Source organism: Imperialibacter sp., assembly GCF_048007035.1.
Classification (GTDB): Bacteria; Bacteroidota; Bacteroidia; order Cytophagales; family Cyclobacteriaceae; genus Imperialibacter.
The window spans coordinates 153099-173662 of record NZ_CP180355.1; the positions used below are offsets into that span (position 1 = coordinate 153099).

A 20564-nucleotide genomic window follows, 5' to 3' on the forward strand; every position below is an offset into this window, starting at 1 on the left:
TTATTGTATTGTTCAGTCTCTTTAACCGGCTAACAAAAGACCTCAGCAGATGAAATAGCCATAAGGGGTACCATACCCAGCGGAAATGAATAAGGTCGTAGAGCAAGTGATTTTCATTCTCAAACGGATTTGAGCTATTCCATCGCTCCGGCGAACCGGTGGCCGCTGAAAAACAAATTTTATACACATGAATAAACTGGCAACGCTCGTTATTTTTTGCTTGCTCCCGCTCAGCGGCACTATGGCACAGCTTTTTCACCCGAAAAAAGAAAAGCAAGTCAGCGAACTGATTACACAGCCTGGGCGAGTTGAATTTGAAATTGAAAATGGCAACTACCAGGACTACATCGTTACAGGATGCCAGGAAGAAGGTATCTCACTTTGCCACAAAACAGAAAACAAAGAGAAAGAGGGCTATCTATGGGAATTCATACGGCTCGACACTGCGCTGTCCACGGTTTGGCAAAGAGACATGTACCTGCCATTTGGCACCCGGATCATAGGTTACGACTACTCACCCGGCTTTGTCAACTATCTTATCAGGCAGGAAGACTACAAGCAAGAGGAGTTGGTACTCCTAAGGGTGAATCTTCAACGGGGCGACACCTCACGGTTCTATATCAATACCGTAATTCCCGTTGTACCTACGGAACTTCACGTGTTGGGTAACACCGTACTTCTCGGCGTACAAACCGACTACAAGGCTTTTATCTTCAGGTACAACCTTGTCGATAAACGGCCGCAGATCATTCCCGGATTCTACGACGAATATGGAGAGATTCTGCGGATTACTACTGACGACCGCTTAAGGGTTTTCACTGTAACGATGAAGGAAAGAATGCCTGATTTGCGAACAACTGTCTCTGTAAGGTCCTTTTCGGAAGGTGGTGATATGATGCGAAATATTCACCTGGAGCCAGATGAGTCGAAGAGTCTGCTCAACGGCGCACCAACTAACCTAAAGCTGGATCGGCAGTTTGTGGCAGGAACATATGCGCACAAAAGACTCACCTACTCGAGCGGTATCTACATCGCAAGGCTTGGCAACAGCAGCCAACAAAGTATCCAATATATAGACTATGGAGAGTTGGATCATTTTTTTTCTTATTTGTCGGCGAGCAAAGAACGGCGGATGAAAAAGAAAATTGATCTCAAAAAAGCAAACGGTCAGGAAATGAAGTTCCACTACCGCCTAAATTTGCACGATATCATTCAAAATGGCGACTACTATACACTGTTTGGAGAAGTCTACTACAATACAGGCTATCCTAGCTACGCACTTGCTAATTATAGTGCCAGTGTTCCCACGCCAGGGCTTGCTGGTCATCAGTACAGCCCTGCCTTCAGTTCGTTCAAATACACCCATTCGGTAGTGATTACGTTCGATCAATCAGGAAAACTACTTTGGGATGGCTCTTTTGAGATCAACGACGTGGACAACTCCAATCTTGAGGACGTGGTGAATGTAGCCACGTCTGGTGACGAGACTGTGCTTGTGTATGCTTTTGAGAACACGATCCGTTCAAAAATATTGAAGGAGGATAAAATTATCGAGGGTAAAACATTCAACGACATTTCGTTGAGCGTCGAAGGCGATGAAGCCTGGGGTGGCAGAAATCAGCCGGGGAACCTTTCGAGATGGTATGGTATGACCTTTTTTACTTATGGCGTCCGTGACATCGAAAACCTCCGCAGCCAGGAAGCAGGTTATTACAGACGGGTATTTTTTATCAACAAAATCTCTTTCAGGTAGAGGGGTTCCTCCCTGACTTCCAGTATTGTCGCACACGATTAACCCCGGATGCTCTTGTGGGAGGCCTTTTTCAAACAAGACGTGCCGACTGTCAGTAGAAAACATAGGAAAATTTATTGCCAAATGACCCAGAGAGGCCATATAAAACTAAGGATAGCCACAATACACGACCTCCCGCTCCTGCTGCACTGGGATGAACAACCACATGTAATAGCCTCCGACCCCGACGATGAATGGGGATGGGCAAGCGAGCTGAAGAAAACGCCTTCCTGGCGGGAGCAGCTTATTGCCGAACTGGACGGCAGGCCCATAGGTTTTATTCAAATCATCGATCCTGAGAAGGAAGAATCACACTATTGGGGCGATGCGCAACCCAACCTTCGGGCCATTGACATCTGGATCGGGGAGCAAACCGATTTGGGAAAAGGTTATGGCACCGACATGATGAGGCAGGCTATCAACCGCTGTTTTAGTGCTCCGGAGGTAACGGCCATTCTGATTGACCCGCTGGCCACCAATGTCGATGCCATTCGCTTTTATGAGCGCCTCGGCTTTCGGTTTGTAGAGGAAAGAACCTTCGACAACAGCCACTGCAAGGTGTATCGGCTAACGAGGGAGCATTGGGCAACAATATAATGATCGGTCTCCCAGGCAGGAGTCACTTGCCACCTTGTTATTTGATTCTCGTAACTATTGCTTTGATTTACATTATCCAGCGTTCCGGCTTTTAGGTACCTTTGCATCAGACAATTACCAACACACCTATCCTGCCAATGCATTCTATCTTCCTCAAGAAAACCTCAGGGATCGAGTATTTTGATCTGCGGACTTTCACCGTCGCCTTTGTTATCATACTCCTCGTTGTTTCAACTCGGATGGCCTATGCACAGGAGGCCGACAGCACAAATAGCGTAGGCCATTTGAGCGGCGCCGTAACCGCCACCAACAACGGCATTTCCCTCCTTCCGGCATTCTCCCTGGGTAAGCCGGCCTTCATTTTTGACATGAATGTGGGAAAAAAGCGATTAAGCTTTGAACCACAGCTCAGGTTTGCCATGACAGGCAGACCATGGTCGTTCATCTTTTGGTGGAGATACAAAATAATTACCGGCGACAAATTCAAGCTGCATGTGGGAGCACATCCGGCATTCACCTTCCAGTTTGACGATTATCCGGTAAACGGGGTGCCTACTACCCTTATGATCAGCCGACAGTTTGCCGCAGGCGAAATTGTGCCACGATACACCATCAATAAGAAAGTTACTGTCGGGCTATACTATTTGCAGGCACACGGCTTTCAGCCTGAGGGAACTCAGAATACCTATTTCTTTGCTACTCAGGCCAGTTTCTCAGAAGTAAGGCTTGGGCCTAACCTTTTGTTCGGTGCCAGTCCGCAGCTCTATTACCTGCAAATGGACGACAAACGGGGCTACTATGCCAGCTCCACCTTCAGTCTGGCGCTAAACAATTTCCCCTTGTCACTTCAATCGATCATGAGCAGATCGATCGACACCGAGCTGGCTGGTAAGGACTTTATATGGAACATGAGCCTGGTATATTCGTTTGGAAAAGAGTATAGCGAAAAGGATTAACCTCCGCATGCCACTAAATGTTCGAATTTTGTAATGGAAAGAACAATGAACAACATTGAAAGTCTCGAGGAGTTTTACAAACGGAAGTTTGAGTGGCTGCCTGAAAACATTCGGAAGGAGATAGGTCACTTCAATATGTTTGACCTGGAGCCTTTCGTGGAAGGCAAAGCTACTGCTATCCCCTACCGCAGGCGTGATTTCTATAAAATCATGCTGGTGAGAGGGGGCAGTCGTGTACACTACGCCGACAAAGTAGTAGAGGTGAAACAGCAGGCTTTGTCATTCTCCAACCCGAAAATCCCTTATAAATGGGAACACCTCGATCGGGTAGGCGGTGGGGTATATTGCATTTTCAATCCCACCTTCTTTACTCAGTTTGGTCAATTTGCGCATTATGAGGTGTTTCAACCCAACAGCGACCACATTTTTGAGCTAACAGATGAACAGGCTGAGCAGGTCAGCGGTGTGTTTGAACGAATCCGCAGTGAGTTCAACTCCGACTATAAGTACAAATACGATGCGATAAGAAACCTGATCTTCGAGCTGCTGCACTTTGCATTGAAGCTTCAACCCACCTCGCAAATAGATGCACAACCGCTCAATGCTTCCAACAGAATCTCGATGTTGTTCACTGAGCTGCTGGAGCGCCAGTTCCCTATCGACGATTCTCACCTGTCGATTAGCCTGCGTACCGCCTCCGAATTTGCCGATCAGCTCAACGTGCATGTGAACCACCTCAATCGGGCAGTGAAAGAAACCACGCAGAAAACCACTTCACAAGTCATTGCCGACCGGCTGCTACAGGAAGCGATGGTGCTGCTGCGCCACAGTAACTGGAGTGTGTCGGAAATCGCTTTTGCTTTGGGATTTAAAGAAGTTACGCACTTCAACAACTTTTTCAAGAAGCATACAGGAACTAGTCCGCTGAAATTCAGAAAGGTTTGAATTTCATAAATTATCGAAATTCAATTCGCTGAGGCTCTATACTCCTGTGGAGTCACCCCCACATGCTGTTTGAACACCTGCGTAAACTTATTGCGGGCTGCTGTAAGAGACATTCCACCTACGGCAACGCAAACATCATAATGGATCCTGAAGGGTTTTCCTTCGTTCCGCCGACCAACGATGCCACGTATTGTTTGCCACCTGCCGAATAAGCACAAACATTGGCATTATTAGCAGCGAGCAGCGTATTTACATCACAAATGGCTTTACGCATTCAAAAATTCAATCACCCACATTCTACAGCAGCTTCCTGTTACCAAGCTTTTCAAAGAATGTTTCCCTGTAATTCCGGCTAATGGGGTAAATTTCTTTCCCTATCACTACTTCGTTTGACTGCACTTCATCGATATGGCGCATGTTAATAATGTAAGAGCGATGAATGCGCACGAAGTCGGGGGGTAACACATTGGCGATGCTTGTCAGAGACACCAAAGACATTACCTTTCTGGCACCGGCAATGATTTTTATATACTCCCTTTGCGCTTCTACAGCGCTTACCTCTGCAAACATGAATTTTACAATTCGGGTATCGGTTTTGATGAAGAAGTAGTCCGGTTTCTCGCTGTTGTCATCCGCAGTCACCTGAACGTTCAGGTACTCAATGGCCTTGTCGATGGCTTTTTGAAATCGTTCGAACGACACTGGCTTCATCAGGTAGTCAATCACATCCAATTCATACCCCTTCAGGGCATACTCTTCATAGGCTGTGACCAGAATCGTCAATGGCCTCTCAGGCAGGTCGTTCAGAATATCCATGCCTGTCATCAAAGGCATACGAATGTCGAGCAGCAGAATGTCGACGGTGTTTTCTTTAAGAAACTTCACTACCTCCACCCCGTTGCTGCACACACCGGAGAGCTCAAGGTTTCTAACCTTTGAAACATAGTCCGACAGTAGTTTTCTTGCTGGCGGCTCATCATCAGCAATCAGGCAGCGGTACTTCATTGCAGGTCAATAGTTAGGTTTACAGTAAATGAGGCAGGTTCCTCAAGTAAAGTCAGCTTATGCTTTTCCGGGTAAATCAGGCCAAGCCTTTTTCTCACATTCGTGAGCCCAACCCCACTTTTTTCGTCCAATGTTTTGTTTCCGGTAATCGTATCGTTCCTGACACAAAAATGGAGGACATCCCCCTCCTTTATATCCAGACTGATATCAATGGTTCCATTCATGGTATTGCCATGTTTGAATGCATTTTCGAGGAATACCAAAAAAATCAAATGGGCAATCTGATGCCGCTCCTGCACACCCGTATGCTTAAAAATGATGGTAGGCTTTTCATCCAGCTTCAATCGCCAAAGCTCTATAAAGTTCTCCATGAATTTGATTTCCCGTGAAAGTGGAATGAACTTCCCCTGGTCCTCGTAGATCATATGGCGCATCATTTCCGACAACTTCAGAATGGCCGGAGCGGTGTTCTTGTCGCTGAAATAGGCCATCGAATAAATATTATTGAGCGTGTTGAACAGAAAATGCGGGCTGAGCTGAAGTTTCAGAAACTTAAGCTCCGAATCCAGCTGACTATTTTTAAGTTCGATCTCCCTTCTGCTTGCCGATATCAGGTTATCAAAAAACCAGACCACAGTAGTGATCAGGTGAAACCCGATGGCTGGAACTGAGCGGATAAAGTAAGTGTACGAAATAGATCTGTGACTCAGCGGAAGGACATTAACCCTAAGAAAGACCAGTGAAACCACCAGTGAAACGGAAGCCACGATGTATTGAGTGTACTTCCCTTTGCGGTACAACTTTGGCAGCAACCAATAGAAATTAATATATACTATCGCCGACGAGGTCAGCACGTCGGAAATGACCGTGATCCATATTTGAGTCTGGGAGTGCTCCCAGTTGCTTAGTGAGGCAAACAGAATGGCTCCGTAGCACACCCAAAAAAGAATATGCAGCGCATAAACGGCTCCACGGGGCAATACTCGACTTTTCATTTTCGAAATGTAGGGTTTTAAGTCATTTGAAATACCAACTATCATCGAAGTAACAAATTCAATCTACGGAAAGCATTGTTTGCACAACAAAAGGAACAAACGCAGGCCATCGGTTGCGACAGAAAGATTATTTTCTGTCGTAGAGAAAACCAGCTAGCTCGGTGAGAAGATGACTCCACTGGTTGATTTCCCGACACAGGGTCGGTTTTTTATACTCTATTAGTGTCGCAAACGCAGCGAGAAAGCCAGGGCACAAAACATCTATGAAGATTAGCTGGCACAAGTAGGACTGAAAAATACTAAAAGCACTGCCCCGGCAGTATGCAATTTGGAAGATTTCAAATTGTAGTTTAAGTGAAGTATGATTAAAGGCCGTGGATTTATCCAGGGCCTTTTCTATCTAAGCCGCCCTTCAAGCTTCCTATCCAAATAACAGTAAAGCCTGAATGAGAGACTGCGGCTTATTTCGGAAGCACCACTGTTCAGTCGTAGATAAAAATAGTCGGCTCGGTGAGTGATTAGTGCAGCCTATTGATTTCCTTCATTTCTATCGAATTTTAGCGCCAAATTAGTATCGGTGAAATAGCCATAAGGAGAGCCATACCCAGCGAAATGAATGAAGGCATTCAGACAAGTGATTTTCATTCTCAAAGGGTTTGGGCTATTCCCGCTTCGGCGGACCGATGTGGCCGCTGAAAATCAAATTTTATACACATAAAATGGCCCGCAAAAACCAGTGGCAAGCTTCACAACTAGCAGCAACTGTTTTGCCCTGCAAAAACAGCCATTCGTTCATTAACATAAAATATAACAAAAATGAAAAGATTAATTATTGCCCTGTTTATCACCCTATTTACAGCACAAATCTCCCTTGCGCAAAATGCTGCAACTGAAAAGGAACTCAAGGAGCTTTCACAATTGAAATGGCAGTGGATGGCCGACAAAAACGTGGATAAGCTGGCGGTGCTTTTCGACGACAGGGCAAAATTTGTCCATATGAGCGGAAGCTGGAAGAAGGCAAGGGAGCTGGAGATCATTGAAACGGGAAGTATTTGGTACAAGAAGGCCACGGTGCACGATGTTGCAGTGGAGGTTTTTGGTAACACGGCTATCGTGTGGAGCAGAATTACGCTTGATGCCGTGGTGCGAACCAACGAGGTATCGACTGAATTTACCGTGACCGAAATCTTTCAAAAACAAGGAAGCGACTGGAAACTCCTCGACCTGACCTTCAGCAGCGTGCGGGATACCCATGAAATAGAAAAGTAAGAGGCATAGGTATATTGGCTGGAACGTAAAATCTTACTTATCAATAATATGAAAAAGACATTTCTTGGACTGATAATGCTTCTAATAGGTGCGCAATGCTCCTTGGCTCAAAACACTCCTGCCGAACAGGAAGTCATTGACCTGTCGAAAGACAAATGGCAATGGATGGCCGACAAAAATGCGGACAAGCTGGCAACCCTGTTTGATGAAAAGGCAGTTTTCGTTCATATGGGTGGAAGCTGGGGAACGGAGCAGGAGCTTAACATCATCAAAAGTGGCGGCATTTGGTACAAGCAAGCCGATATTCATGAGGTATCCGTGAAGATCATCGACAATACCGCTATCCTGCTTAACAGGATCACCCTGATAGCCGTGGTAGGAGGCAATGAAGTGACCAACCCCTTCATGGTGACTGAGGTGTATGTGAAGCAAAACGGCTCCTGGAAATTGGGCTCGCTATCGTTTACCAAATTGCTGACACCGGGGGACCGTTGATCCCCTCTGGCAACACAGCAGACCCAATCAGTATAATTTGGCGCAAGCAGCACCGGGTAAATATCTACTGATTATCAAAGTGTTATATTGTTTGAAGGTTGTATTGAATTGTTTGGATTTCGTAACTTTAAAGAACTAGAAAACCCGATATTGTAAAAAACTATAAAATCATGGCAGTATTCAATTTAAGCGTAAATGGAAAGAAGCAGCAGGTAGATGTTGACCCCGCCACCCCTATGCTTTGGGTGCTGAGGGATCACCTGAACCTGGTAGGTACTAAATTTGGCTGCGGCATTGCCCAGTGCGGTGCCTGCACCATTCATCTCGATGGCACGGCGATCCGTTCCTGTCAAATGCCCGTATCTGCGGTCGCCGACAAGGCCATCACCACTATAGAAGGATTATCAGAAGAGGGCGATCATCCTGTGCAAAAAGCCTGGTTGGAACACGATGTGCCTCAGTGCGGCTACTGCCAGGCAGGGCAAATCATGACGGCCTCAGCGCTGCTCGCCAGCAATCCCAACCCAAGTGACGATGAAATCGAAGCAGCGATGAATGGCAATATCTGCCGTTGTGGTACTTACCTGAGAATCAAAGCAGCAGTAAAAACAGCCGCCGCAAACGCTTAACCCCATTCAACTCATCCGACTATGACACTCATTGCAAAAAAAATAGACAGACGCTCATTCATGAAGGTTTCTGCCCTCGCTGGCGGAGGCATGATGCTGAGCTTCAGCTGGCTGGCCGGTTGCAAACCGACTACCGAAGCCGAAGTAATGGAGCTACCCAAAGAATGGTTTGAGCTCAACAGCTACATCAAAATTGGTGACAACGGAGTGGTTACACTCATGTCGCCAAACCCAGAATTTGGCTCCAATGTGAAGACGTCCATGCCCATGATACTCGCCGACGAACTCGGGGTAGATTGGAAAAACGTGATCGTGGAGCAAGCCAACTTATATCCAGAGCGTTTCGATCGACAGTTTACCGGAGGCAGCCAGGGTATCCGTCAGGGATGGAAGCCCCTACGCATGGCAGGCGCTACTGCCCGTGAAATGCTGATCAAAGCAGCCGCACAAACCTGGAGCGTGCCAGCAGAAGAGATCACCGCCGGAGCGGGCACCCTTGAACACAAGGCGAGTGGCAAGAAGGCCGGTTATGGCGAAATGGCTTCTCTCGCAGCTACGTTGGAGGTGCCTGAAGAGGTGAAACTGAAAGATATCAAGGACTTCAACCTGATCGGTGTTTCGCAGAAAAATGTGGACGGCAAAAACATTGTCACTGGCAAGCCTTTGTTTGCCATGGACCATTATCCCGCCAATGCGCTGGTGGCCATGGTGGTTCACCCGCCTGCTTTCGGTATGAAAGTGAAATCACTGGATGAGTCATCGGTGAAGGGCATGCCTGGCATCAAAGACGTCTTTGTGTTCGAACCCGTGAAAGAAGACTACGACAGGAATTTCTTCGATGTAAACTCTTTTTCTAACCTCGTTGCTATCGTGGGAAATTCTACCTGGGAAGTGATGCAAGCCAAAAAGGCCATCAAGGTCGAATGGGAAATAACCGCTGACAGTTCATTTTCAATGGCAGGGTTTGGAGGTAACAAAATGACGGTGAAAGTACCCGGCGGTGTCGAAAGCACAGAAGGACACAAAGCCGCCATGGAAGCCATGGCCAAAGGGAAAGTGAACCTCCTCAGAAAAGACGGCGACCCTGAAGGGGCATTTAAAAAAGCTGCCAAAGTGTTGGAGCGTACTTACACGGCCCCCTATCTGGCACACAACTGTATGGAGCCGATGAACTGCTTCGCTGACGTGAGGGCAGACGGAGCTACCTTGTATGGGCCTATCCAGGCGCCCGAATTGATCAGAAATACGATTTCCGCCCGACTGGGACTGGACAAAGAAAAGGTGCAGATCAACCTCGCTCGAATGGGTGGTGGCTTTGGACAAAGGGCCTACGGACACCACATGGTGGAAGCCGCTGTTATCTCTCAGAAGGTAGGAGCACCTGTAAAATTGCAGTACAACCGTGAGGACGATATGACCTACGGCATCTATCGCCCTACGTACAGCGCCACCTATCGTGCAGGCCTCGACGAAAACAATAACCTGATTGCCTTCCACGTGAACGGGGGTGGAGTACCTGAGAGTCCGGTGCATGCCAACCGGTTCCCCGCCGGAGCTGTAGACAACTATCTCGCCGAAGGCTGGTCAGTAGAATCCAATGTTACCATCGGGGCTTTCCGTGCGCCTCGTTCCAACTTTATTGCGGGAGCCGAGCAGTCGTTTATCGACGAGCTGGCGGAGCTGGCAGGCAAAGATCCCATCGACTTCCGACTGGAGCTGCTGGAGCGGGCCAAAACCAACCCGGTAGGCGAAAGAAACGACTACGAAGCCGACCGCTATGCGGGTGTGCTGAAGCTGGTAAGGGAGAAATCCAAGTGGGACGAACCCAAGTCTGGTGTGAATCGGGGCGTGTCAGCTTACTTCTGCCACAATTCGTATGTGGCCGAGGTCATCGACGTGGTGATAGAAAACAATGCGCCCGTCTTCAAAAACGTATACGCTGCTGTGGATTGTGGCATTGTAGTGAACCCCGACGCTGCTGCCAATATGGGTGAAGGTGCCATTGTGGATGGTATAGGCAATGCGCTGTTCGGTGAAATGGATTTTGTTGATGGTGTGCCGCAGAAGAACAACTTCCATCAGTACCGCATGATCCGCCAGAAGGAATCACCACGGCATGTGGAAGTGCATTTCGTGAAAAACGATATCGATCCGACCGGCCTGGGAGAACCCTTGTTCCCTCCTACCTTCGCCGCCGTGGCCAACGCCATGCACAAAGCCACCGGCAAGCGATTCTACAACCAGCCCTTCATGAAGGAAATGGATGTGTCGAGGTCAAGGATATAATATTGATTAGCTCGGTAAAAGAAGGCTTCGGGGTGTGAACTTCGGAGCCTTTTTTTGTAGTGGAAAAATAAGTGAAAATACGTCTCAGAAAAGGTTAATCTGGCACATTTTATGCTTTGAATTATCAATACATTGTATAACTACAAAATATCACTACTGGAAAAGGTGCAGTGAAAATAAAATGAATTCACAATCCGACACTTTTCCATTTTTAAACACCTCGCAACCAACCAGCTATGAAAAGACTAACCTTACTGTCAACCCTGGTGTTATTGAGTCTTCCCCTCTTGCATGCACAAGACACTATTACAACGGTGGACGGTCAAACCATCAGAGCCTACATACTCAAGGAAGGTGTTAGTTTCATTTACCTCGGAAATTCCCAATATGCCAGCCAGTCAAATCTAAAATTAAGAAAGAGAGACGTAGACCAAATTAACTATCAAAACGGCTATTTGAGAACATTTAGTGATACTACCGACATAAGGATTTCAAGGCCTTCTTCGTTATCCGGCGGCTTTATGGTGTCACCTGATAATGAATATGGAAACCTTTACGGAACGTTCGATCATTTTATCACTCCAAGGATAAACTATGAAATACATGCAGGAATCACATGGGCGGCCACCGGAATCAACTACTATTTTCATAAGCCCGATAAAAACAGAAGCCTTTTCCCTTATGTTGGTCTGCTTGGCGGGTACGACTACAACGGATATGGCTCTCCAGTAATGCTTGTTCCGGTTGGCTTTTCGAAAATTTTTCCTGGCGGGCTCAACTTCAGACTTGGAGTAGACGGTGTCATCATTTTTAAAGATGACAACTTTGTAATGGGGAAAATAATGGTAGGGTATCGGTTTAAGTAAACCCCAACGCCCCGATTCGTATCTCAGGAACGATTTATTAATTTCACCCGACCTCCCTGGTTTGCAACAGGGTTACCGAGAAATCCCCATCTCCTTCGTTTGCAACCAGAATGTCGGAAAATACGCTTTGAGCGCATCATCCCTCCACCAACAAAAGATTGCCAATCCGGCCATTATTGGGTATCTTAAAGGCTGTTCTAACGACCCATCAAATGGCTACTATAAAGACCTCTCTCAACAGGCGTTCCTTCTTAAAAACCTCTGCACTAGCAGGTGGCGGCCTCATGCTTAGCTTTAGCTGGCTGGCAGGATGCAAGCCTTCGCCGGAACAGGCGCTCAGCCTCCCCGACGAATGGTTCGACCTCAATGGCTTTATCAAAATTGCTAACAATGGCATGATTACCATCATGTCGCCCAACCCGGAGGGAGGTCAAAATATCAAAACAGCTTTCCCAATGATAGTGGCAGATGAGCTGGATGTGGACTGGAAGAATGTAGTCGTGGAACAAGCACCGCTGGATACAGAGAAATACACCCGGCAATTTATAGGTGGCAGCCAGGCCATTCGCCAGGGCTGGAAAAGCCTTCGCATGGCCGGAGCAACGGCCAGGTACGTGCTAAAAGAAGCTGCTGCCAAAGCCTGGGGAGTTCCGTCAGGAGAAATCACCACTGAGGCTGGTGTAATTTACCACAAAGCCAGCGGAAAACAGGCTGGCTACGGCGAGATGGCTGCTGCGGCAGTGTCGATTCCCGTTCCTGAAGAAGTGGCGCTCAAGGCGCAAAAAGACTTTAAGATCATTGGCACCTCCCGCAAAAATGTGGATGCAAAAAAGATAGTGACCGGCCAGCCATTGTTTGGCATCGACCACAAAAAGGAAGGCATGCTCATCGCCATGGTGGTTCACCCACCGGCATTTGGTTTGAAACTAAAATCAGTGGATGATAGTGCTGCCAGGGCTATGCCCGGCATCGTCGACGTGTTTCCCATCAAAAACATGCAGGACGACTACCAACGTCAGTTTTTTGACACCTGCGCCTTTACAGAACTGGTGGCCGTAGTAGGCAAGTCTACCTGGGAGGTGATGAATGCCAGAAAGGCCCTCAAAGTGGAATGGGAGCCTTTCTCCGATTATTCCGAAACGAGAGACAATGGTACCAGGCTGTTTCCTGCTGGGCTCGAAAACAGTGCTGGCCACAGGGAGCAAATGGCCAAAAAAACCGGCAAAACGGTGAAAGTGCTCCGCAAAGACGGCGATCCTGAAAAAGCCTTTAAGAACGCAACCAAAGTGATCGAGCGCACCTACACAGCCCCCTTTCTGGCGCACAACTGCATGGAACCCATGAACTTCTTTGCTGAGGTAACTGCGGACGGAGCCACTTTGGTTGGGCCACTACAGAAACCAGAATTCACCGAAAAAACCGTTTCTGCACGCCTGGGTATTCCGCTTGAAAAAATAGATATCCAAATGACCCGGCTTGGCGGCGGGTTTGGCCGCCGGTCTTACGCCCACTGGCTGGTAGAAGCCGCCGTGATCTCCGATAAGGTGAAAGCGCCTGTGAAGCTGGTCTACAGCCGGGAAGATGACATGACCTCAGGCATCTACCGCCCCACCTACCAGGCGACCTACCGGGCCGCCCTGGATGCTGAGAACAACCTGATCGGCTTCCATGTTAACGGTGGTGGCATTCCGGAAAGCTGCATCTATGCCAACCGCTTTCCGGCTGGTGCTGTCGACAATTACCTGGCAGAAGACTGGGTGCTTGACTCCAACATCACCACCGGATCCTTCCGGGCACCCCGCTCCAACTTTATCGCTGCGGCAGAGCAATCCTTCCTCGACGAAGTAGCCGAAGCAGCAGGGAAAGACCCCATCGATTTCCGGCTGGAGCTGTTGGAACGAGCAAAGAACACCCCGGTCGGCGACAACAATGACTATGATGCTGAGCGCTACGCCGGTGTACTCCAACTGGCAAAAGAAAAATCGAACTGGGGTGAGAAGAAAGCGGGCGTGCACAGGGGTGTTTCTGCTTACTTCTGCCACAACAGCTACGCCGCCAATGTGTTAGACCTGGTGTTTGAGAACGGCAATGCCCGGGTAGAAAAAGTTACCTGTGCCATCGACTGTGGCATAGTCGTAAATCCTGATGCAGCCACTAACCTGGCGGAGGGTGCCACGGTGGATGGCGTCGGCACGGCGATGTTCGGTGCCTTTACCTTTGTAGACGGCGTGCCCGAAAAGACCAACTTCGACAAATACCGGATGATTCGTGCAAAAGAAGCACCCAAAGTCATCGACGTGCATTTTGTCAAGAATGACATTGACCCAACCGGCATGGGAGAACCGGCCTACCCCCCTGTTTTCGCTGCATTGGCCAATGCGCTTTACCAGGCCACCGGCAAACGGCTGTACGATCAGCCATTTGCACCGGCCCTGGAGGAGTTGTCGAGGTCGAAAATCTGAGTTTTCAAACAGACACCAATCACTCCACGATGCTTTCAGGCAGCATGGTCTGACAAAAAAGATTTCAACAAACGTAAGACAGGAGGCTGGTAGAGCGGCGAAAAAAAAATGGTGCTTGCAATATTCCGCTGCCTTGTTTTACTTTGTATTTAAAAGTACTTTTAATTTCAGTAATAATTAAACTTAGATCGTATGGCTTCACTAAACAAAAGAGTCATTGGAATTGTGCTTACAGTAACACTTTTACTCATCGGTCCGCTGGTAGCTATGCAATTCACTGATGAAGTCAAATGGGGTCCCTTTGATTTTGTTATTGCAGCTATCCTGTTGATTGTTACAGGTTTTTTGGTTGAGTTTGTGATGAGAAGAGTTAAAAAAGTAGGAAAGCGGACGGTGCTCATTTTTAGCATTCTGATGGGCCTTATTCTCCTATGGGCTGAAATAGCAGTTGGCATTTTTGGTTCACCAATAGCGGGGTCATAAAACGGCTCCCGACAATTAACCTTTCAAGCACCTGCTTCATTTTGTTGATGCCCGTTAATGTGTGTTTGATCTTCGTAATTCTTTGTTTGTTTTTCATTACTCAAACGGGCACCATAACCCTACCTTTGATTTGTTAAACGTAATAAACGCAAACAATCATGAGTAATACTTTGCCAACACGCACCCTCGGAAAAAACGGTTTGGAAGTATCTGCCCTTGGCCTTGGCTGCATGGGTATGAGTTTTGGTCTTGGTCCAGCCGGCGAGAAAAGCGAAATGATCAAAGTAATTCGGTCTGCTGTAGAGCAGGGTGTCACTTTCTTTGATACTGCGGAGGTATACGGGCCCTACACAAATGAAAGTCTTGTAGGGGAAGCTCTACAACCTTTTAGGAACAAGGTAATTATTGCCACCAAGTTTGGCTTCAATATCGTCGACGGAAAGATGGCTGGTGTCAATAGCCGCCCGGAAAATATAAGGAAGGTGGTTGAAGCATCACTCAAGCGACTGCGAGTAGACTCAGTAGATTTACTTTACCAGCACAGGGTAGACCCCAATGTGCCCATTGAAGATGTAGCAGGAACCGTAAAAGACCTTATCCGGGAGGGAAAGGCGAAACACTTCGGCCTCTCAGAAGCCGGAGCCACCACGATCAGGAAAGCGCATGCTGTACAGCCTGTAACGGCCTTGCAAAGCGAGTACTCACTCTGGACAAGGCAGCATGAAAAGGAAATCATTCCCACCATTGAAGAATTAGGGATTGGGCTTGTGGCGTTCAGTCCATTGGGCAAGGGCTTCCTGACGGGCAAAATTGATGAAAACACGAAGTTTGGCGAAGGCGATATTCGAAGTATGCTGCCAAGGTACGCCGGAGAAGCACGAACGGCTAACAAAGCACTTCTGGACATGATTGCAGTGTTTGCCGAAAGAAAAAATGCCACCAAAGCCCAAATTGCCCTGGCCTGGGTACTGGCACAAAAACCATGGATCGTGCCGATTCCCGGCACCACCAAAATCCACCGCTTGACGGAAAACATTGGCGCCGCCGCTATTAAGCTAACAGCTGACGAGTTGAAGGAAATGGAAGCAGCTTCGACTCAGATTGAAATCGTGGGTAACCGGTACACTGAGGCAATGGAAAAAGCGACGGGGTTGTAAGACAAAGACAGCCTTCTTTCTAGCTCGGCTTCACCCACTCCTTCTTTTCAAAATCCCATACCCTGACCACCTTCGCCGGGTTGCCAACGGCTACTGAATAAGGCGGAATATCCGTCATGACCACTGAATTGGCACCAATACGACAATATTTGCCGAGCACCAGCGGTTCTCCGTTCTTTTTACCCATAATCACAGTGCCTGTACCAACAAATGCATCTTCTTCCAAAATCACGGGGGCTTTCTGGGACGGCTGGTGATGGTGTGGCAGGTCAGGGTCGATGCCATGATGCATGCCGAGTATTCTAACGTATTGTGAAAGCCCTACATGCTTGTGAAGCGTTACCGGGCCAATGATCACACAGCCAAGGCCGGTGTGAACCTCGTCGCCAATGATGACGTCGCCCATGCCGTTGTTGATCAGCACTCCTTTTTCGATACGGGAGTACTTACCCATGCTGAACTTGTTGAAAGGAACCAGGTCGAGGCGGGAGCCCCAGCTGATGCCTCTTTTAAAATAGCGGGGAAAGATCAGCCATAGCCAGATATACCATCGCACCCTGGCACTGTAAGGCTTGCGTTGGAAAATCAGCTGAAGAACCAGCTGCTTAAGCTTCGGGCTGCTTTTGATCTTTTCTTTGAGAGACATTTCCTTTTGGTTGTTTTTCGAGAGCAAACCTGATAAGCGCCCCAAACTGCTTTGCCCGATGTGTCCATGTGTTTTTTGATGCGACAAGTGCTCTATCCTTTTGTTTATCTTCGTCATCGGAAGCATAGGCTTTCAACACTTTGTCCGCAAAGTCTTCCGGTGTCAAACCAATCTCAACCACGTCACCGAGGCTGTTCAGCACTTCAGGGTTAAAGTTGGTGCTTACGACCGGCTTGCCTGCTGCGAGGTACTCAAAAAGCTTCAGCGGGTAAATTCCCTGGCTTACTTCGTCACATTTGAATGGAATAATGGCCACGTCAAACCGAGCCATCACCGAAGGTGCCTCCTCGTGGTTGCATGAACCTGTAAAGTGTATCCTTGGGTGATCAAAAATCTTTTCTGGTACATATCCCGGCTCTACGGGGCCTGCCAGCACAAGATGCCAGTCGCTCAATACCTCAAGCGCATCACGCAACAAATCAAAGTCCGTTCTCCGCTCTATGTTCCCCAGGTAGCCCATCACCTTGCCCTCTATTCCAGTAAGGCTTTTGTGATACGCTCCTTTGATGGCCAGTGCTTTGTTGAAAAGCTTATAATTGGCTGCGTTAGGTACCAGGTAACTGTTCTCAATTCCCTGGTCGGTAAACTTCTTTTGAAGGGCTGGCGCTGTTGAAATCACCATGTCCGACTGTTCCACGGCGATTTGCTCGAGATAAGGGCCATGGCGCAGCGTAAATGGCTTCACCATTGGGTCAATGCAGTGATAGACACTCAGTGCAGGTTTTATAGCCAGCTTTCTTCCAAGGCCAGGGAAATAGAAGTCGAAGGAGTTGATGTACACCAGCGATTCAATGTGGCTTTGCTTTAAAAACCGGTTGATCCTCCTGGCCACCATGCGGTGGTTCAGGCCAGAGAATAAATTGTAGATAATCCCCCTGGGGAGAAAGTTAATGGGCCAAACAAAGGGAGGAAGGAGCACCTTCACTCCCTCCTTCTCAATCACAGGCGTTTTAAAATATGCCAAAATCCGTTTCCGAACTTCCGGTTTGTGGAACCCCTTAAGCAACTCAGTAAATGTAAAAGGATGATCGACCAGGATCACATTATTGTCCAATGCTAACTCACTGGAAATCTGCCAGGTGGTCGACGTATATCTTTCGTCGTGCCGGGGAAGGGAAAGCACCAGTATATTAGTATTTGCGAGTCTGGTCATCAGGATGCCATTTGGTTAACCGGCTGTTTCGCCTCCAGGCCTTTCCGAAGTTCCACCGCTAAATCCGGGTGACGATCGTACTGATGTACCACGGCCAGCGGTTGTCCGGTAAGGTTCTCAATTCTTCCATTAGATACCGAAAATTCTGTTAAATCCGAAAAGTGAAGAGTAGCGATCGATCCTGATCCGTTGGCTTCCATGTGTCTGGTAAGCCCACGCAGGCGATAGTAAAACAAGCGAATATGAATGGCCTGATCGGCACCAAGCATATCAATGATCTTCGGAAGGTTCTCGTAGGTTTCCTCCAGCATTTCTTCAATATACTGATTGATGGCCCGGCGAGAGCCATAGGTTACCCCAGCACAAGCCACATTTTTATCGGCCATTTGCTCGAAAATAGCATCAGAGTATGTCCTCCTGATCCACTTCTCGTTCATCTCACTTTCGCTGTTGGCCACTGGTTCAATACCTGTCACTATCGCATCGCTTTGGAGGGTTGCAAATGGATCGTATTGGAAAATGATATCCCGCACATCGGCAATCATCACTTGCTCATGAGGAAGCTGCGACAAGAGCTGCTTGATCAGGAAAAATCTTTTGACCATAAACTGTGTCAGCGGAGAGGTTAATGCCTCAATTCTCGCTCTTCTTAGCGGATCCCGTTCCCATTTTGCTGACAGGTACTGGGCATATTTTTGCTGCAGCGAGGGCATTTTGCTGAGTACCTTGGCTATTACCTTGCCTGTAAAATTCTCCTTGAAGGGAATAAAATGAACACCTTGAATATGGCTGCAGTCTGCCTCAAGTTGAGGGATGTTTTTGCCCGCAAACATGTAAATATCCGTGTTTGGTATGAACTTTTTGCAGCTCAAAACAAAGTGTTTGATATGCTCAAAGCCATAGCCCACCCCAAAAGTGATTATTGCCTTTCTCATCATCTTACGATTTGGTGACGAAATCATCGGTAGTATGCTTTAATTTTTTTGGCCCGAAAGCGTATTCAATTAGCTTTCCTGACTCTTTCTGAATTCTTTTGATAAACGCATTGAACAGTGTGCCATCCTTCAGCAGCCTTCTTGAGCTGGTCCACATCCTGGCTTTGTTGTTGCGCACCAGCTTCAGCTTTCCAATCTCTCCAAGCTTCCGCCCCATCCGGCCATCTTCTCCAAAAACAACGAAGTTGGCACTCGACTCATCGTTGTCAAAAACCCGTGTCACAGGCATTTCGAAGCCTTTTACAGCCAGCCCCTGCTCTATGCGGAACCCAAAGTTGGCACCACGCACATTCAAAAACTCTCGCCTGATGCGTCTGTATTCGAAAAGAATCTCTGCCAATAGTTCATAGAAACCAAGCTGGATACGACCGGCCTTTCCAAAGGGTAAGAAGCTGTAGTTGGCATACACACAGGTGATTTTCTCATTGTCCATGAGTGGCTTTACCAGGGTCTCGACCCAGTGCGGAGGGTACAACGAATCGCCATCCCCACAAAGCTGATACTTGCCTTTAGACGCTCTCAGTCCGGCCAGCCTGGCATGAGCGATGCCTTGTTTCGTTTCAAGTAACGACCTCACTCCCAGCCTGTCCAGTAATGCCTGAGTGCTGTCAGTCGAGTTATTGTTAACGATGATCAATTCAGTTGGGTATTTCAGCTCCATGGCCGAAAAGGAAGAAAGTGTTCTTAGCAAGTTTTTCTCCTCATTCCACACTGGTATCACCACCGAAACTATCGGGTCTTTGCTGTTGAACTTTGAAAGTCCGTGCTTGATGGCATCCAGCTGAGCGGCCGAAGCCTTCTTCCAGTCACCATCGCTTAAATTATGTTTTCTCACCCAGCTGGGCACATTGAATCGTGAGCTCATGAGTATCTTAGATTATTAAACTTGTAACCGATTTTTTGGGAGTAGATAGGCGACTGAAAATTCCAGCCAATACCTGCTAAATGAGCCTTGATATTGCCCCACTGATTCTTCAAAGCATAGGAAACCAGGCTTTTTGGTGTGGCCACCAAAAGAAAGTAGATCCAAAACAAAGTCAGGTAGAAAGACCTTGAATTACGACGCATGAACAAGATCCTATTTCTGCTCATAAAATAGCTTTTCAGCTCACTGATTGGGCCTACGGTTTGCGACTCCTTGTGAAACAGCATCGATTGGGTGTCAACAGCGATCTTAAATCCATGTTTCTTGATCATCTCAGCCCAGTCGTGCTCTTCATAGTAGAGAAAGTATGTTTCTGGCATCATGCCCACTGCTTCCACTACTCTCTTAGGAATCATCATAGCCGCCCCATGTGGAAAGCTTGTGTAGCTCAGTCCTTCGTCATCTGCTGCTGCCGTTGCTGTCAGGCATTCGTTGCGGCAGGTCACTTTGTTGAATGGAGTGAAGCCTGCATACTGCATTACATCCGGCCTATCGAAATAATAAAGCAGTGGGCACAGCACACCAATGGCCGGGTGACTCTGCATCAGCGACACCAGCCTGGGCAAAATATCGGCCTTGAATTCAGTGTCGTTATTGATGAAAAAGAAGTAGTCTCCTTTTGCTTTTCTGATGCCGAGGTTGTTGCCACCGGCAAAGCCGAGGTTGATGTCGCTTCTTACAAACGTGATCCACGGATGCTGAGCCTTCAACAACGGGCCCGGGTTCTCCCGGGACCCATTGTCTACCACCACCATCTGAATGTCTTTCATCCCCAGCTTTTCAATGCTCCGAAGCAGTTCCAGGGTGACTTTAGTATTGTTATAATTAACTGTGATGATCGATACCAT

At 47.8% G+C, this 20564-nt stretch carries 20 protein-coding genes; 12 read left to right on the forward strand and 8 right to left on the reverse strand.

The features are described from left to right. Positions 1-187 precede the first annotated feature (187 nt). The 4 genes from ACMVP2_RS00660 (at position 188) to ACMVP2_RS00675 (ending at position 4290) form a co-directional block, all read left to right on the forward strand. Positions 188-1753 carry a hypothetical protein gene (locus ACMVP2_RS00660; protein ID WP_416866289.1) on the forward strand — a complete coding sequence of 522 codons (1566 nt, stop codon included), beginning with the start codon at positions 188-190 and terminating at the stop codon, positions 1751-1753. A gap of 123 nt (positions 1754-1876) precedes the next feature. After that, positions 1877-2389 carry a GNAT family N-acetyltransferase gene (locus tag ACMVP2_RS00665; RefSeq protein WP_416866290.1) on the forward strand — a complete coding sequence of 171 codons (513 nt, stop codon included), beginning with the start codon at positions 1877-1879 and terminating at the stop codon, positions 2387-2389. 137 nt (positions 2390-2526) lie between these two features. Then, the gene (locus tag ACMVP2_RS00670; RefSeq protein WP_416866291.1) at positions 2527-3345 is read left to right on the forward strand and encodes a hypothetical protein; all 819 of its coding nucleotides are present in this window, start codon (positions 2527-2529) and stop codon (positions 3343-3345) included. Between the two features lie 33 nt (positions 3346-3378). Next, positions 3379-4290 (forward strand): helix-turn-helix domain-containing protein, encoded by a 912-nt coding sequence (locus ACMVP2_RS00675; protein ID WP_416866292.1) that lies wholly within the window; start codon positions 3379-3381, stop codon positions 4288-4290. Between the two features lie 118 nt (positions 4291-4408). On the opposite strand, the gene ACMVP2_RS00680 is transcribed toward ACMVP2_RS00675, so the two are convergent. The 3 genes from ACMVP2_RS00680 to ACMVP2_RS00690 are packed head-to-tail and all read right to left on the reverse strand — an operon-like array spanning position 4409 to position 6290. Beyond that, on the reverse strand, positions 4409-4564 hold the full coding sequence (locus ACMVP2_RS00680; protein ID WP_416866293.1) for a hypothetical protein: 156 nt from the start codon (positions 4562-4564) through the stop codon (positions 4409-4411). A gap of 23 nt (positions 4565-4587) precedes the next feature. Then, entirely contained in the window at positions 4588-5295 is a 708-nt protein-coding gene (locus ACMVP2_RS00685) for a LytR/AlgR family response regulator transcription factor (RefSeq protein ID WP_416866294.1), read from the reverse strand. After that, a complete protein-coding gene (locus ACMVP2_RS00690; RefSeq protein ID WP_416866295.1) occupies positions 5292-6290 on the reverse strand; it encodes a sensor histidine kinase in 999 nt (332 codons plus the stop codon). The genes ACMVP2_RS00685 and ACMVP2_RS00690 overlap by 4 nt, the downstream gene beginning before the upstream one ends. Before the next feature lie 816 nt (positions 6291-7106). On the opposite strand from ACMVP2_RS00690, the gene ACMVP2_RS00695 reads away from it, so the two are divergent. From ACMVP2_RS00695 to ACMVP2_RS00730, 8 genes are all read left to right on the forward strand, one after another. Further along, positions 7107-7559: a nuclear transport factor 2 family protein gene (locus tag ACMVP2_RS00695; protein WP_416866296.1), complete on the forward strand. Its 453-nt coding sequence runs from the start codon at positions 7107-7109 to the stop codon at positions 7557-7559. Positions 7560-7607: 48 nt separating this feature from the next. After that, positions 7608-8054: a nuclear transport factor 2 family protein gene (locus tag ACMVP2_RS00700; RefSeq protein ID WP_416866297.1), complete on the forward strand. Its 447-nt coding sequence runs from the start codon at positions 7608-7610 to the stop codon at positions 8052-8054. Between the two features lie 170 nt (positions 8055-8224). Continuing rightward, positions 8225-8683 carry a (2Fe-2S)-binding protein gene (locus tag ACMVP2_RS00705; protein ID WP_151997541.1) on the forward strand — a complete coding sequence of 153 codons (459 nt, stop codon included), beginning with the start codon at positions 8225-8227 and terminating at the stop codon, positions 8681-8683. Positions 8684-8704: 21 nt separating this feature from the next. After that, positions 8705-10969 (forward strand): molybdopterin cofactor-binding domain-containing protein, encoded by a 2265-nt coding sequence (locus ACMVP2_RS00710; RefSeq protein WP_416866298.1) that lies wholly within the window; start codon positions 8705-8707, stop codon positions 10967-10969. Between the two features lie 236 nt (positions 10970-11205). Beyond that, the gene (locus ACMVP2_RS00715) at positions 11206-11835 is read left to right on the forward strand and encodes a hypothetical protein (RefSeq protein WP_416866299.1); all 630 of its coding nucleotides are present in this window, start codon (positions 11206-11208) and stop codon (positions 11833-11835) included. A 212-nt stretch (positions 11836-12047) separates the two neighbouring features. Next, positions 12048-14297, forward strand: a complete 2250-nt coding sequence (locus ACMVP2_RS00720) for a molybdopterin cofactor-binding domain-containing protein (protein WP_416866300.1) — start codon at positions 12048-12050, stop codon at positions 14295-14297. A gap of 192 nt (positions 14298-14489) precedes the next feature. Continuing rightward, on the forward strand, positions 14490-14780 hold the full coding sequence (locus tag ACMVP2_RS00725; RefSeq protein WP_416866301.1) for a hypothetical protein: 291 nt from the start codon (positions 14490-14492) through the stop codon (positions 14778-14780). A 170-nt stretch (positions 14781-14950) separates the two neighbouring features. Further along, a complete protein-coding gene (locus ACMVP2_RS00730) occupies positions 14951-15937 on the forward strand; it encodes an aldo/keto reductase (protein ID WP_416868231.1) in 987 nt (328 codons plus the stop codon). A gap of 19 nt (positions 15938-15956) precedes the next feature. Here the strand turns inward: ACMVP2_RS00730 and ACMVP2_RS00735 are convergent, their stop codons facing one another. Genes ACMVP2_RS00735 through ACMVP2_RS00755 form a run of 5 tightly spaced genes read right to left on the reverse strand, consistent with a single transcriptional unit; the run spans position 15957 to position 20564 of the window. Next, positions 15957-16583, reverse strand: a complete 627-nt coding sequence (locus tag ACMVP2_RS00735) for an acyltransferase (protein ID WP_339791832.1) — start codon at positions 16581-16583, stop codon at positions 15957-15959. Further along, positions 16543-17796, reverse strand: a complete 1254-nt coding sequence (locus ACMVP2_RS00740; protein WP_416866302.1) for a glycosyltransferase — start codon at positions 17794-17796, stop codon at positions 16543-16545. Before ACMVP2_RS00740 ends, ACMVP2_RS00735 begins: the two co-directional genes overlap by 41 nt. Continuing rightward, positions 17796-18734 (reverse strand): hypothetical protein, encoded by a 939-nt coding sequence (locus tag ACMVP2_RS00745; protein ID WP_416866303.1) that lies wholly within the window; start codon positions 18732-18734, stop codon positions 17796-17798. The genes ACMVP2_RS00740 and ACMVP2_RS00745 overlap by 1 nt, the downstream gene beginning before the upstream one ends. A 1-nt stretch (position 18735) precedes the next feature. Then, positions 18736-19656, reverse strand: a complete 921-nt coding sequence (locus tag ACMVP2_RS00750) for a glycosyltransferase family 2 protein (protein ID WP_416866304.1) — start codon at positions 19654-19656, stop codon at positions 18736-18738. Then, positions 19653-20564, reverse strand: a complete 912-nt coding sequence (locus tag ACMVP2_RS00755; RefSeq protein WP_416866305.1) for a glycosyltransferase family 2 protein — start codon at positions 20562-20564, stop codon at positions 19653-19655. Before ACMVP2_RS00755 ends, ACMVP2_RS00750 begins: the two co-directional genes overlap by 4 nt.